Raw genomic sequence first — 14,939 nt, 5'->3', positions numbered from 1 at the left:
GGAATGCTCATGTGGTTCGTTGCTAGGAAAATGATGCGGCATGACTTGGGCATGATGGTTCCCGCCGGCATCGCCATTGTCGTCGGAACACTGTTCATCGCCATGACCTTCCTCTTCGGCAACACCATGGACGTTTCCATGCGGCGGATGGTCTCATCCGATGCCGCCCAGGCCAACTACGCCATCATCCCAGCGGAAGGCAACCATTCAGAGCAGAAAAGGGTGAAGGACTTCAAAACCGAGGAGCTGGCAAAAGTCTCAGGAGTTCACGCAGTCAGATCAGACACCCAGCTCACGGCGGATGTCCGCGCCGGCAAGATCAAGAGCGAGAGCGTGATTGCCATTCCTATGGCGGATTCATCGCTGATGCCGGTCGGTCTGTCCAAGGGATCCTGGCCTAGCGCTGATGACCAGGTGGTCCTACCCGGGCCGACTGTGTCCAGGCTCAAGCTTTCCCTGGGTGACAAGGTGAATCTGAACCTGTCGCCTGACATGCTGTATATTTCCGAGGACCTTGGGCCGAAAGGGCAAGCCAGCGCTGACCAGGTTGCGGGTAGGTTCATATCGAGGCCGCTGACCTTGTCGGGTGTCAGTTCGAACCAGGGCAACGAGGGCGACAGGTTTGGCGAATCGGGCGGCGCAATCGTGCTGACCCCCAAGACCATAGATGCCTTGATGGCTACAGCAGGTCTTGGCAACACGGGTAACCTGTATGCCCAGAACATCTACCTGAATGTTGGCGGGCAGGGCAGCGACCTCGATGGGAGTCTGGCCTCTCTGCGCAAGCTCATGCCTTCCGGCTATTCCCTTGAAGACCGTCACACTATGGAGAACCGACTGGTCAAGACCGCACTCGGCGGTTCCCAAAACCCCGTGACCACCTTCCTTCTGGTCTTTGGCACGCTGGCCATGTTCGTGGCTGCCACCGTCATAGCTAACACCTTCCAGGTTATGGTGGCTCGGCAACGTCGCTACCTGGCCCTCCTGAGGACAATAGGCGCCAATAAGGGGCAGGTCCGGGCCAGCGTCCTGTTGCGCTCCGTCATCCTGGGGGCTGTGGCCTCCCTGATCGGGGTCGGCGCCGCCATCGGCATCATGGCCATTCTGGGTGTAGCCAAGGCTCATACGAGTTCCCTCTACTTCCAATTGAAGCTGACTCCGGCAGTCATCCTGGTGCCTCTCGTTTTCGGCATCGTCGTTACGGTCTTGGCCTCCCTGGGATCTTCATGGGCCGCCACCAGGGTCAGTCCTTTGGAGGCGCTGAGGCCTGCCGATCTTTTGCAGAACAAGCGGACGAGCAGAATACGACTGTTTGTCAGCGTGGTCATGATTCTGCTGGGCATCACCATGACGGTCTGGTCTCTCTGGCAGGTCAGGCTCAATATCACGGCAGACAAGGCCAGCAAGGCATCCGGAGACGGGCCGAATATCGTCGGTGCCATGGCTGTCATCGGCATTGTCCTTGCCTTCCTAGGTATCCTTTTCAGTGCCAATCGTTGGATTCCTTTCATGCTCAAGGGAGTCGGGTCCTTGGTTTCGCGGATTGGGCCCTCGTCCACAATCGCCGTGGCTAACATTGCACGGAATCATTCCCGTGTGGCGGCAACAGGTACCGCCCTCCTGATCGGCGTAACGTTGGTCGCCACCTTGACCACAGGCGCCGCCAGCGCCAAGCAGACCATGGCCGACATGATGGATGAGCACTACTCGGTCGATCTGCAGATCAGCGCCGATGGCCTGGATACCAAGGCTTTGAACGCCATTCGACAAATCGACGGGGTCGCGCAGGCAGAACTGGTGCCCCAATATGCTGCCATGGTCAAATCAGGCGGCGAGAACGGTGCAGGAATGACTATTTTCGCCCTGGATGCGCACAAGATCGATCGCCTCCTGAATGCCAAGGTCGGCAAGGATCTCTCCGGACAAGATGCCCTTCTGCTCCCCAAAAGCCTCATGGACAAACAGAAGGATTTTCATGACGGCGGAAATCTGGGACTCAATGTACTCAACCCGATTCAAGGCGACGCTCAAGGCGGATCCGCATCGGTGGCTCAAAGACTCTTCGTGACCAGTGTCTACGCGCCCTTCCAGGGGATTGATGCCAGCAATTTATATGGCCTGACCGACTCCTCCTCGCTCAATGGCGTTCAGCCTCAGACCGTGCAGATCTGGGCCAAGGTCGATGGCTCGCCAACAGTCTCGGCGTTCATAGACAAGGTGAAGAGTGCACTTTCTGGGTATTCGGCTGTTTCCGTGAAGGGCGGGCTGGCTGAGAAACAACAGTGGGACCGGACCATCGACAACCTGCTCATGATTATCCTGGCCCTGCTGGCGGTGGCAGTTGCCATCGCCTTGATTGGCGTGGCCAACACGCTTTCCCTTTCGGTGCTGGAACGTCGGCGTGAGTCGGCCACCCTGCGGGCCATCGGGATGACCCGCAAGCAGATCAGGCGGTCCTTGGCTGTGGAGTCAGGGCTGATAGCCCTAGGGTCGTCCTTGTCTGGCATGGTCCTGGGTCTGCTTTTCGGCTGGGCTGCAGCCTATGAGATCTTCTCCTCTCTGGGTACGGTGGCTTTCCCCATTCCTTGGACCACAGGCATAGTGATTCTGGTGGTGGCGCTCGTAGCGGCGATCCTGGCAAGCGTCCTGCCAGCTAGACGCGTCAACCGGACTCCACCGGTTGTGGCTCTTGCTGAGGAATGACGGCTAGTAGCCAGCGCGCATCATAAGCAATCAGCCTTTATCCCGGTGAGCCTTGGTCGGCGTCGGGAATGATTGATTTGTCTCCCCAGATGCCGTCTTCACTGATGCTGCTTGGAAGCGAGCCGGCTTGAGCGAAGGGACCTTGATATTCCCGTAGTCAATCAAGGGGATCGAGGTAACTGTTTCAATCCCTTGGTCCGATGGTTGCATGTCTTGAGGCTCACGTCTTTTGCGCTGAGCATGATGTTCTTCATCTCCCAGATGTCCATCCCCGCCGCCCCGCGTTGATTTGGATGGTGCCAGCCTAACAGGAAGAGTTTTTCAGCGCACTCATCCGTAAGGATGATTGTTTTCATCGCTCCTAGGGACCATATCGCGGCAGCTGATAGCCGCATAGGGTCGGAAGCTAACGGGAGAAAGGCTTCCTGGCGGATAAGGAGCACCATGCAGAACAAAGCGGATACCGCGTCTTCGCAAGGGGTAATCGACAGTGCAGGCCCAGGCGTCGCGGGACCACCGGCCGTCAGCGCCAGGCAGCTGACCAAGGATTATGGGCAAGGTTCGAATGCTGTCCATGCCCTGCGCGGAATTGACGTGAATTTTGAACGTGGACGGTTCACGGCCATCATGGGGCCTTCAGGTTCGGGCAAGTCAACGCTCATGCACGTTCTGGCCGGTCTGGATACTGTCACCTCTGGTCATGTCTATATGGCCGCTGATCTTCTGCACCCGAAGAGTGGACATCGTCATCATCCATCGATTGATCAGGCCGGCCGAGTCGACCTGACACGACTGGACGACCGTCAGCTGACCCTGATCAGGCGGCGACATCTGGGATTCATCTTCCAGAGCTTCAACCTGCTGCCTATGTTCACGGCCAAACAGAACATCCTCATGCCGCTGGTACTGGATGGCGTTCGGCCCGACAACTCGTGGATGGAGCAGCTGGTAGAGACTCTGGGTTTGTCGGAGAGGCTGGACCATCTTCCCGGTGAATTATCCGGGGGGCAGCAGCAGCGGGTCGCCATCGCCAGAGCGCTGATAACCAAACCCGGTCTGGTCTTCGCGGACGAACCGACGGGAAACCTGGACCTGGCCGCCAGCACTGGTGTTCTGAAGTTCCTGCGTGATTCCGTACGCGAGCTGAATCAGACCGTCATCATGGTCACTCACGATGCCTATGCCGCATCCTATGCCGACCGTGCGCTGGTCTTTGCCGACGGACAGATCGTTGCCGACCGGCAGGATCCGACGGTGAAAGCCATGAACGATCTTCTGGCTGAACAAGTTTCGGCTGGTGCTGCTGGCTATCCCCAGGTACAGGACTAGGGGGCGCATTGTGTGGCGGATAACCCGTACGATGATGAAGCGCGATGCACGAATGATGATGCCGGCTGGTCTGGCCATCGTGATCGGCACCCTCTTTATGTGCCTGACACTTCTTTTTGGCAACGTGGCGAATGCCTCCATGCGTTGCGAGATCAGCATGGATGCCGGCCAAGCCAATTATGCTGTGACCTCCAGAAGGGATCAGGACAAGCCAATTCTGTTCGACGAATTCGACGGCAGGAGGCTGTCGAAACTGCAGGGGGTTCGTGGTCTGCGCCCCGATGTCAACCTCATGGTGGATACGGAAGCAAACGGTCAGTCCAGCAAGGGGATTCTGGCGATTATGGGTGCCAGCCAGGAGCTCATGCCTATCGATTTGGATCGGGGACAATGGCCGGATTCAGACGATCAGGTGGTACTCCCACGTTCCGTCGCCGACAGGCTCCGGGCGCGCCTCGGGGATAAGGTGCACCTCCATCTGTCCCCGTTGATGCTCCCAGAAAGTGACAGTGCTCAGGATTCTTCAAATAAAGAAAGCCTTGTTGACCAAGGCACTGTGGACTTGACCATCTCAGGCATCAGCAAGAGCCGTGGTGGACAGTACGACGACTTCGGCGGAGCTGTGGTGCTGACGGGTTCTCGGATTGATCGCCTGTTGACTATGGCGGGGATGGTTGGACCGGAGTCTCCTCCTGTGGAAAACATCTATCTGCAGGTTGATGGCCAAGGTAAGGAACTTCAGAACAATTTGCATGACATCAGCCGATACGTTCCCAAGGGATACCGGCTGGAGGACCGTCGTGCCTTGGAGGACAGGCTGCTCAGTGAGCAGACAGGCAATGGCGTGAACATTATGACTGTCTTCCTCATGACTTTCGGTGTGCTGGCCATGGTGGTGGCTGCCTTGGTGATTGCCAACACCTTCCAGATCATGGTGGCCAGACAGCGCAGATATCTGGCCCTGCTGAGGGTTATTGGTGCGGATCGACGGCAAATCAGGTTAGGCGTGCTGCAGCAGGCCCTGCTTCTTGGTGTCATATCGTCCTTGATTGGCATCCTGCTGGCCATGGGCTTGATGGGTCTTGCCGGTTGCCTTGGTTTGCATTCGGGCACCATGAAGCTTGCACTTCTGCTTACTCCTGCTGCCCTTCTGGTTCCATTTGCGCTTGGTGTTCTGGCAACCTTGGTGGCTGCCTTTGGGTCTACTCGTACGGCTATTAGGGTCAGACCGCTTGAAGCCCTGCAGCCAGTGGATTATCAGGAGCAAGGAAGCAGGAAACGGACCGGTTTGCTGATCAGCATTCTGTTGGCGGTCATTGGCATAGCGTTCGTGATCTGGTCCTCTTGGCGTGTCAGGGAGCTAGTCAGGACAAACACCGGCGATACAGTCCAGACCAGTAATCAGCAGGAACTCTTGCTGGGTCTCGCGGTATTGGGTGTTTTGCTGATTTTTCTGGGTGCGCTGATCGGTGCGCGTCGATGGATTCCGGCTCTTCTGCGTTGCCTGGGTAGGCCTGTGTCCCGGATTGGACCATCTTGCAGGGTTGGAGTGGCGAATATCGCTCGAAATCCCTCGCGAGTCGCTGCCACAGGTGTTGCTCTGCTGATTGGCGTAACCCTGGTCTCCACTCTGGCTACAGGTGCGGTAACCACTAAACGGACCTTGGTCAAGGATATTGATCAGCGTTATTCCTTGGATATTGAAATATCTGGTCAGGGACTGAACAAGAATGATGTGCGGGCCATTCAGCGTATCAAAGGTGTCGCTGATGCAGAGCTGGTGCAGCGATTCAATGCCAGGGTCGAGTCAGGAGGCCCCTCACAAGATTCCGTGACTGTCTATGCCTTGGATGCTTCACGGATCAGGCGTGTGCTTCATGCGGATCTGGGTCCAGGTATGCAAAGGTCGAATGCACTGCTGGTGTCGACCAGAACGATTTCCAAGCATTCCGGTTACCGGAACGGAGGTCAGTTGAAGTTGTCGATAGCTGACCCTCAGGCGGATGTTGAACGTGAAAAAGAGGCAGTTGCGAGAAGAACATTGACTGGGGTCTTTGCAGGATTCGGCGGGCTGGATACCAGTGGCGTCTATGCAATCACGGATTCCCGGAATGTCGCTGGGATAAACACCAAGACGCATGAAATCTGGATCAGGACGCAGGGAGATCGTGATGCCGCACTGCTCTTGGATGACATACGTCAGGCTGTAGGAGAGCATGACGACATGGCTATCAGCGGTGGGTTGACGCAAAAGAGGCTATGGGGCGAAAGAATCGATTCCTTGCTGGCGATCATGGTGGCATTGCTGGGCGTTGCGGTCATTATCGCCCTCATAGGGGTCTCCAACACTTTGATGATGTCGGTGCTGGAACGCCGTCGTGAGACCGCCACGCTTAGAGCAATCGGCATGAGCAGCGTCCAGGTTCGCCGATCCTTGGGAGTCGAAGCCTGCATGATTGCCCTAGGAGCCAGTTCGGCTGGAATCATTCTAGGAATGCTATTCGGGTGGATAGGAGCCTATCAGGTCTTTGTGTCTTTAGGATCCGTGACCTTCACCGTGCCATGGTCGGCTTTTGCGCTGATACTGCCAGTGGCCTTGCTGGCTGCGGTGGCAGCCAGTGTGCTGCCAGCCAGGGAGGCAGTCAAGGTTTCACCCATTGAGGCGCTCAGTGACGATTGATGCTGGCTGATGACCTGGTTCATACCAGATGGTTTTCGTAAGCGAAGACCACTGCTTGGACGCGGTCGCGGGCATTGATTTTCTGGAGAATGTGAGTGACATGGGTTTTCACCGTGGGCAGTGAGATTCCCAGATTGTCGGCAATCTCCTGGTTGCTCAGGCCTTGGGCTATGTGAACCAGAACCTGCAGCTCTCGGTCAGTGAGCAGGTCCGCTTCGGGATCGCGATAGGTTGAGCCCGAAGGCATGGATTCGGTCCCAGGCATGTCATGAGCCATATGTTCGATCAGGCGTTTTGTAGCCGAAGGGGCGATGATCGCATTGCCCTGGTGAACGGTACGGATGGAGGACAAGAGGGTTTCAGGCTCGGTATCCTTGAGCAGAAATCCTGATGCGCCGGCTTTTATGGCAGCCATGACGTATTCGTCAAGATCGAAGGTGGTCAGCACAATGACCCTGGGCTCCGGACGGTCAGGCGACAAAGCAGTGATCCGGCGCGTGGCTGTCAAACCATCCATGCCGGGCATTCGGACATCCATGAGGATCACATCAGGCCGCAGGCGTGAAGCCAGGTCCACCGCTTGCTCGCCGTCCGCGCCTTGGCCAACTACGGTCATGTCATCCTGAGAGCCGATGACCATGGCAAAGCCAGCCCGGACCAGATCCTGGTCATCCACGATGGCAACGCTGATGGGTTCGGTCCGTTCCATGACTGTCTGCTTCTTTCCGCTAGATGATGGTCAGCGCTACCATCCGATTTTATCTGAGTCGAGTGTGGCTAGGAATTGCGACTGGTTTCAATTTGTAGCCAAGGTAACCGCTGTCTGATTGAGTGTTGTCTAAGCGATGGTTGTCTGAGTGATTGTTACCGAAATAACTGTTGACGGATCCGCTACCAAATGGTGAAGTGAGCCGTTTCTGTCACTGACTCCTGGCCTGGGCTGATCTTCAGGTCTGCGATTCATAGAATGCTCGATTCTTCTGCTGGGCTGATTGTTCGCTGTGTTCGTTTCCTGTGTATCTATTTCCTGTGTGCTCGCCATAGGAGGTGCACATCATCAAGAACGCTCATGTCTGGAGTCCGGTTGGTCCGATTGGACGTGCTTTGATTCCTTATCCTGTTGTGACTGTTGCGGAGGGTTGTCAGGCTGATCGTCAAGATCTACTGGCAGGGGTTTGGCTGGGTGAAGAGCCGGCAAAGGTGCGGTCTTGTGGGTGGGATCGACCATATGGTTCCTGTCTGAATCGAGGCTCGTGTCTGAGGAATTGGCGGTGTCAGTGTTTGAGTGCGAATCAGTACTGGAACTGTGACGCAGGACAGTGAGCAGTTGTCGCATGCGAGCCAGGGCCTGGCGACCTTGGGTCGCAATGTCGCCGAAGGCTTGTGCTACCTGTTCCGGGGGAGGGTCCACCCCCTTGACTTGGTAATCGTTCAACTCGGCGATGGCCTTGCCGGTGGATGCAATGACTGTATTCAGTGTGGTGGCCACTTCTACCTGCATGGTGGCGCCGATGAGTTCACGCTCTTGATTGGCTGCCAGAGCCTGGCTTTCCTGCAAGGTCTGGTTTAGGGCGCGCTCGCGTTCTTGCTGGAGAAGCAGGACCGAACCACGAGTGCGTCGGCGTGAGGCAATCAGAATGGTCAGCAGGCAGATCAAGGCCGGTGCGGCCATCACTATGAAAAGCGCTAGATGGGATGCAGAAAAAGAGGCTTCTGCTGGTCCTTTTGTCATGTAGGACAAAATCGTGGGACACCCTTGGTTATTGACTGCACATCTGACAGCCCATAAAACCATATCCGTGATGACCGCGAACGGAACCCAGCGCCTGGTGGAGTTTTTACCGTAAACCATCGCCGAATAGACGGCGATTGGGGATAAGACTGCAGCTTCCGGTAGCCAGGGCGAGAAGAGCAGCAGCAGGGCGGCGACAGCAGCCACTATGGCGGCGCAAATGCCTGGACGGACCCTGCGCACAATCAGAGGCAAAGTGATAGCTAGTGTGGCAATGATTCTTGCTGGCCGGCCTGGATCGTATTGGGGAGTGACAGGTGCTATGGCGAGAGCTTGGCCTGGATTTTCTACCAATATGACTCCGATTACCAGACCCAGGTCGGCCGTCAACGGATGGCGTTGGAACCAAACGAAGAGCGTGGAGACAATCGAATGCAAGGACCATTGCGTTTGTCGGTTGGCATGTATTCCTGCTTCAGGGTCGTGTTTTGGCGGAGCAGCAAAAGGAATCCATGCCTGGAGGTGGTAAATGCCTTTTGACTTGGGACCAGCTTGAAGGCTGCCTCCCAGGGAAGTCAGTCGTTCGTGCATTCCCAAAAGGCCGAAACCTGAATGCTCAGGTCGGTCCATCTGCGGCGGAGAATCTGAATTGGTAGTGGCATGGTCGAGCGGGTGATCGTCAATGGTTAGGCACAGACCGTCTGTGAGCCACTGTTCTTCAATCAGCACATCCGAAGCTGGAGCGGCATGCTTGCGAACATTGGTCAAGGCTTCTTGGAGGACCCGATAAGCAGCCATGGCGCGGCTGCGATCCAACTTTTCTGGGTGGGGTCGGCCTTCGAGGCGTCGGTTGAATTGAGATTCTGGCTGAGCAAGTTGGGCGGCATCTATCAAGTTTGTCCATGATCCGTAGCTGGTCGGCGGATTGTTTGAAGAGGTGGCACCTGAAGGCCAAATACACGCATTGTCGGCCGTATCAATATTGGCTTTGGCAGTGTTAGCAGCTGGAGGCTCTTTGCTTGTGTGAAGATAGTCGCTGGCTTGGCTTGGCTGAGTGCGATCCGTTCCGGCTGGATCCGGATCATGAGTGTTCGCGGATTGACGAGGGGAATTCGTTTGGGCAGTTGCTTGAGATTGGTCAAGGGTATGGATGTCGGCAGGGTCGGTTGGTGGTGGGGAAGACGGGTGTTGATTGGGAGGGGAATCCGGTGTTTTTTGGCTGGTTGCGGCCGCTGGGTTGGCCGGTGATTTGAGTTTGCCGAAGAGAGAGCTCAGCTCGCGTAGGGCGCGACGGCTCTCTTGATCGATGGTGCGCATGGTCTTGAGGGCCAGGCTCGTATTGGCAGCGGCTGCGTATCTGCCGGCATCGGCCTGCACGATGACGATGGACAGTGTGTGGGCGACGACATCGTGCATGTCACGCGCTATGCGGGCCCGCTCAGCACTGGCGGACAGGGCGGCGCTCTGTTCTGCCTGCAGGGCCAGGGCGTGATTGCGTCGCCGGGCCTCGTCAAGGGCATCTCGCCTGGTCCGCGTCCAGTAGGCTGCGACGATGGCTACAAGCAGTAAAAGCCCTTCGATCAGAAAATTCGATAGGAAGGTGGTCGCCAGTTCTCTGAATGAGATCGGCCACATTGAGGTGCGGTCCAGTTGTGCTCTGCCTGGAGGCAGAAATCCCAAATCGACCAATGTGAAGATAAGGCAGGATAGGGGCGTCATGACCCAGGCCAAGGTCAGGTAGAGTCGACGCAAGGATGGGCGTCCGTAAAGCAGACATGAATAGACCATAACCAGGCAGACTGCATCGGCGGGCATGATGGCCGGCCCCAAGAAAAGCTGAGCCAGAGCCACAGCGACGAAGAGCCAGGCCGCCAGGTCGGGGAATCGACGACGGATAACGACAGGGGTTATGAGCAGGACCGTCCACATCAGGATTAGGTTTTCCTGCAAGGGGATCAGGGCCCCATCTTTGAGATTGGCGGTGGAGCCGCTCACTAGAAGCAACAGAAGGATGGCGAAGAGAGCGTCAGTCAGCAGCGTTCGATTGTTGGACCTGGTGATTGGTCGCTGCGTTGTTTGACTGACTGTGCTCATGGAATCAACACTATTCAGGGGCGGAGGAAGGTGCCATCAGTCCGAGGGATGATGTGGTCAAATGTGGTCCCAGGCTGTCCGAAAGTGGATAAGTCGGAGCAGTCGCGATCGGGAGTGGGTGCTGAATGGTGAGTCGGAGGATAGTGAGTCGGAAGATAGTCAGTCGGAAGATGGTGGCCTTGCAGATGGCGATTGCCGTTTACCCGTCTAGCCGCTTTGGCTTTGGGAGGCCTAGTACCGTTCCTTGCCATGGTGCTGTACATGCATTCTTACGTACACGCATTCTTGCATGGAATGGCTTTCTGCATAGCATGCACGGCCGAGACGTATGCGTACCCCAATGCACGGTCCCAACCCTCGGATGGCTTTAACTGGCAATAAGCTCGGATTCCGTGCTTGGATTCAGCAGGCAGTGAGAGCGGATCGCAGACTTGCGCTCAGTCGGCAATGAGTATGGATTCCATATGGATTCCACATTTGTGCTCAACCGGCAACCGGCAACCGGCAACAAGTATGCACCCCCATATCCATCCATTCAGCCTGTATTCCACAGATACCAGTCAGGCCGACGAATCGTCGTGCATTCCGCAACGGTTCGTCGGCCTGACAACGCAGGGGAGGGCACCCAGTCTCAGGAGAAACGCAGCCGAATCTGCTCGGCCGTGCCGTAGGAGGCCTGCGCCCCCTGCCCGGTGGCGGCGTAGGCGGAGACGTAGGAGGCCAGCTGGGCGGCCTGCACCAGGGTCATGTCGGAGGCCAGGCCGGCCAGCACGGTGCCCATGAAGGCGTCCCCGCAGCCGGTGGTGTCCACGGCGTCCACATGCACGGCGTGAATCCGGTAGGTCTGGCCCTGGTCCAGCACCATGGACCCCTCGCCGCCCAGGGTGACGATGGCCCGGTGGAAGCCGAAGTCCTGCATGGTCTGGTTGATCCGGTCCCAGTCGGCCCCCAGCCAGTCGCCGTCCTCGGGCTCGTCGATGCCCAGCAGCTGGGCCATCTCATGTTCGTTGACCAGGATCAGGTCCGAGTTGGCGATCAGGTCGGCAGGCAGGTCGGCGCGGAAGGGGGAGTCGTTGAGCAGCACGGTCATGCCGGCCTCGTGGCCCATGCGCGCGGCCTCGGTGACCGTCTCGATGGGGCTCTCCAGGCACAGGCCCAGCACCTTGGCCGAGGTCAGGGCCTGGCGGGAGCGGTGGGCGTAGTCCACATCCACCTTGCCGTTGGAGCCGGGGGAGTAGACGATGGTGTTCTCGCCGCGCGCATCCACGGTGATGACTGTGGTTCCGCTGGCTCCCGGCACGGTCATCACATGGGAGACGTCCACCCCGGCGTTGCCCAGCTGCCCCAGCAGGAAGTCGGCGTTGGAGTCGGATCCCACGGCCCCGAAGAGCCTGACCTGGGCGCCGATGCGGGCCGCGGTCGCCGCCTGGTTGGCCGACTTGCCCCCGGGCAGCACCTGCAGGGGACCGCCGTTGATGGTCTCGCCGGGCTTGGGCAGCCGGTCGGTGTTGACGGTGTAGTCCGCATTCATGGACCCGACCACCGAGATGGACCCCGTGATGGCATCCAGTCCCTTGAGCACCTGGTCGGGTGCCGCCGCCATATCTTGAATCATGTTTCTCCGTTCCTTGATGAGCTTGTCCGCCTTGATGATCACGCTGTGACAGGTTCAGGGATCCTGGCCGGTGTGCGCGGGCGGGCGACCCACCGAGGCGCAGTGGCGGTAGCTGGTCTGCAGCCGGACCGACCGCACGGGAGAGCCTGCCATCAGAGCCAGGAGCATGTCCACGCAGCGGGTCCCCATGGTGTCGATCTGCTGGGAGATGGTCGACACTGCCGGGGTCAGGATGCGGAAGACGGGCAGGTCGTCGAAGGTGATCATGGACAGGTCCTCGCCGATGCTGATTGCTCGCGACTGGGCCGTTTTGATGGCGCGTATGGCATCCAGGGAGGATCCGAAGAGCACGCCGGAGATTCCCTGCCGGGCCCAAAGGTCGATCATGTCGGGGTCGAAGGTTCCGGGCTCTACCTGGTCGGCCAGGGGGTCGTCCATGCCCTCGATGCCTGCCAGCAGGTTCCGGTAGACGTCCAGGCGCTCCCGGAAGGTGGCCGATTCCTTGAGGGGCCCGGGCACCAGGGTGATGCGTCGGTGGCCCTGGGCGTGCAGATCCTCAAGGGCCTGTCGCAGGCCGGGCTCGGGGTCGGCGTCCACGCAGGGGATGGCCCGCCCGTCGCGCCCGGCGGCACCCTCGGCGGCACGGTCCACGCAGACCAGAGGCAGTCCGCGTCTGGTCAGTTCCTCCAGGGTGTGCGAGGAACGCGGCCCGGGCACGATGATGGCTCCGTCGATGTGCTGGCCCAGCAGGTTGCGCACCTGGGCCCGGTCCTCGCCGGGGTCGCCCTGGGTGGAGGTGCAAATCAGGGTCTGGAAGCCGTGGTTGAGTAGCTGGCCCTGAATCAGATAGGCCAGGTCCGCGAAGTAGGAGTTGCGGATGTCGGGGATGAGCAGGCCGATGGTGCGCGAGTGGGCGGAGTGCATGGATCGGGCCCGGGAGTCCGGCACATAGTGCAGGTCGTGGATGACCTGGTTGATGCGCTGTCGTGTGGCGGGGGAGATGCGCCCGGAGTCGTTGAGGGCTCGGGAGACCGTCGATACGGAGACACCGGCCCGTTGGGCCACATCCCTGATCGTCGCGTACGCCATCATGGCCTTTCGTCGAAGTGGTCGGCCGCCGGGCCGGACTGCCGACCTCGGCGGTTGCCTGACCGCCGCCATGGGCAGGCGAACGGTTCTGACAGCCTTCAGTTATATCAGTGCGGTAACGATACCGCAACTTTCACAGCATGGCCCGTCGAGGCTTGGCTGTGGGTGAATGTGAGCGAGGCTGAATGCGCGGAGACGAAGCTGCTGTTTGCACGATTATGCTGAGATAGGGAGATGAACAGCGGCCAGGCTGGCTAGGGGCTGTTAAGTCTCCTGGCCGGCTTGGCCGTGTTTCCCTCTCTCCCGGGCGGGGACGGGGGCGTGCATGCCTGCCCTCGGCTTCCGTCTGCAGAAGTGTGGTGGGGGCGCGGGAGGGAAGTGTCGGCTCTCTTGGGGTTTGAGCCTTGATTGACATGTTTCCTCCCTGCTCCCCCTATGTAGGGCCGGGGGCGGGGGGATTGATACGCCGCCCGGCCGCTCTTACTCGTGTGAAGCGTGTGACAGTTGGTGTGTTTCCTTTCGGTGGCGGCGGGATGCGAGGACCCCGCCCATGCCGGTCATGCCGGTGGCGAGGGCGAGCAGGATGCCTTCCCCGCCGGCTTTGGGGAGTACGCCTGCGGGCAGGTACGTGTATCTGAGGGAGGTGTCTGGCGTTTGGGGTGCGCCGCCCAGCGTGTAGTCCACGCTGACGGTGACAGTGCCCGGCTGGTGTGCGGGCGTGGTCACGGTGACGCTGCTGCCGTCGCCGCGCGTCAATCCTGGTACGGGGGTCTGGTCGAATCTGACACCGGTGATCACCAGCTGCAGGTTGAACGACACCGGCACAGGAACAAGACTCTTGGCTTTACTGTTATATTCTCCTGTGGGGATGCTGTCGTTGCCGAGCTGGCCATACTGGTTCCGTCCCCAGGTGTAGGCGTTGCCGTCGCTGCCCACGGCCAGCGAATGAGAGCCTCCTCCGCTGACCTGTGCGGCTTTCAGTCCTTTGCTCGTGTCTGTGGGGCTGGCGGGGTCATGCACGTGCACAGGAACCGACGAATGGCGGCTGGTGTTGTTGCCGAGCAGGCCGTAGCCGTTGTATCCCCAGGCGTAGGCGTTGCCGTCGCTGCCCAGGGCCAGGGAATAATGGTATCCGGCGCTGACCTGTGTGGCTTGCAGTCCTTTGTTCTTGTCGGTGGGGTTGGCGGGGTCGCGCACGCGCATAGGAACAGGATTCACGTCACCGTACCAGCTGGCGGTGTTGTTGCCGAGGTTACCATAGTAGTTGCATCCCCAGGCGTAGGCGTATCCGTCGCTGCCCACGGCCAGCGAATGATCCAATCCGGCGCTGACCTGCACGTAGGTGAAATCCTTGGGCAGGTCCGGGTACGTGTTGCGGTCGGGCGTCCTCACCATGACCGGCGTATTCCGCTTGGTGGACGTCCCTCCGTCGCCAAGCTGGCCATTGCTGTTTAATCCCCAGGCGTAGGCGTTGCCGTCGCTGCCCAGGGCCAGCGAATGACCCCATCCGGCGCTGACCTGCACGTAGGTGAAATCCTTGGGCAGGTCCGGATACGTGCTGCGGTCGGGTGTCTTCACCCTGACCGGCGTGTTCCGATAGCTGGTGGTCGTCCCGTCGCCGAGCTGGCCATTGCTGTTGTCTCCCCATGCGTAGGCGTTGCCGTCGCTGCCCACGGCCAGCGAATGATGGGCTCCGG

General features: G+C 59.0%; 10 protein-coding genes. 4 read left to right on the top strand and 6 right to left on the bottom strand.

All coding sequences use genetic code 11. The features are described from left to right. The first annotated feature begins 9 nt into the window (after positions 1-9). Positions 10-2,703, top strand: coding sequence for an ABC transporter permease (locus tag P273_RS0100045; RefSeq protein WP_172637219.1), 2,694 nt, complete (start codon positions 10-12; stop codon positions 2,701-2,703). A 161-nt stretch (positions 2,704-2,864) separates the two neighbouring features. On the opposite strand, the gene P273_RS0100040 is transcribed toward P273_RS0100045, so the two are convergent. After that, positions 2,865-3,059 carry a hypothetical protein gene (locus P273_RS0100040; protein WP_155804652.1) on the bottom strand — a complete coding sequence of 65 codons (195 nt, stop codon included), beginning with the start codon at positions 3,057-3,059 and terminating at the stop codon, positions 2,865-2,867. A gap of 88 nt (positions 3,060-3,147) precedes the next feature. Between P273_RS0100040 and P273_RS0100035 the strand changes: the two genes are divergently transcribed. Then, the gene (locus P273_RS0100035; RefSeq protein WP_024626489.1) at positions 3,148-4,032 is read left to right on the top strand and encodes an ABC transporter ATP-binding protein; all 885 of its coding nucleotides are present in this window, start codon (positions 3,148-3,150) and stop codon (positions 4,030-4,032) included. Between the two features lie 31 nt (positions 4,033-4,063). Further along, positions 4,064-6,712, top strand: a complete 2,649-nt coding sequence (locus P273_RS0100030; RefSeq protein WP_024626488.1) for an ABC transporter permease — start codon at positions 4,064-4,066, stop codon at positions 6,710-6,712. Positions 6,713-6,731: 19 nt separating this feature from the next. On the opposite strand, the gene P273_RS0100025 is transcribed toward P273_RS0100030, so the two are convergent. Both P273_RS0100025 and P273_RS0100020 read right to left on the bottom strand, forming a co-directional pair. Next, a complete protein-coding gene (locus P273_RS0100025; RefSeq protein WP_024626487.1) occupies positions 6,732-7,421 on the bottom strand; it encodes a response regulator transcription factor in 690 nt (229 codons plus the stop codon). 348 nt (positions 7,422-7,769) lie between these two features. Further along, positions 7,770-9,860, bottom strand: coding sequence for a histidine kinase (locus P273_RS0100020; protein ID WP_172637218.1), 2,091 nt, complete (start codon positions 9,858-9,860; stop codon positions 7,770-7,772). Between P273_RS0100020 and P273_RS10025 the strand changes: the two genes are divergently transcribed. Next, positions 9,840-10,013: a hypothetical protein gene (locus tag P273_RS10025; protein WP_172637217.1), complete on the top strand. Its 174-nt coding sequence runs from the start codon at positions 9,840-9,842 to the stop codon at positions 10,011-10,013. The two genes, P273_RS0100020 and P273_RS10025, sit on opposite strands and share 21 nt — an antisense overlap. A 1,156-nt stretch (positions 10,014-11,169) precedes the next feature. Here P273_RS10025 and P273_RS0100015 read toward each other — a convergent pair. From P273_RS0100015 to P273_RS0100005, 3 genes are all read right to left on the bottom strand, one after another. After that, positions 11,170-12,141, bottom strand: coding sequence for a ribokinase (locus P273_RS0100015; RefSeq protein WP_024626485.1), 972 nt, complete (start codon positions 12,139-12,141; stop codon positions 11,170-11,172). A 66-nt stretch (positions 12,142-12,207) separates the two neighbouring features. Further along, positions 12,208-13,245 (bottom strand): LacI family DNA-binding transcriptional regulator, encoded by a 1,038-nt coding sequence (locus tag P273_RS0100010; RefSeq protein ID WP_052690754.1) that lies wholly within the window; start codon positions 13,243-13,245, stop codon positions 12,208-12,210. A 477-nt stretch (positions 13,246-13,722) separates the two neighbouring features. After that, on the bottom strand, positions 13,723-14,939 hold a 1,217-nt coding region (locus P273_RS0100005), incomplete at its 5' end, for a hypothetical protein (protein ID WP_024626483.1).

Source organism: Bifidobacterium sp. A11 (genome assembly GCF_000499185.1).
In the GTDB taxonomy this organism is placed as follows: domain Bacteria; phylum Actinomycetota; class Actinomycetes; order Actinomycetales; family Bifidobacteriaceae; genus Bombiscardovia; species Bombiscardovia mizhiensis.
This window is presented reverse-complemented; position numbering and strand designations above follow the sequence as displayed.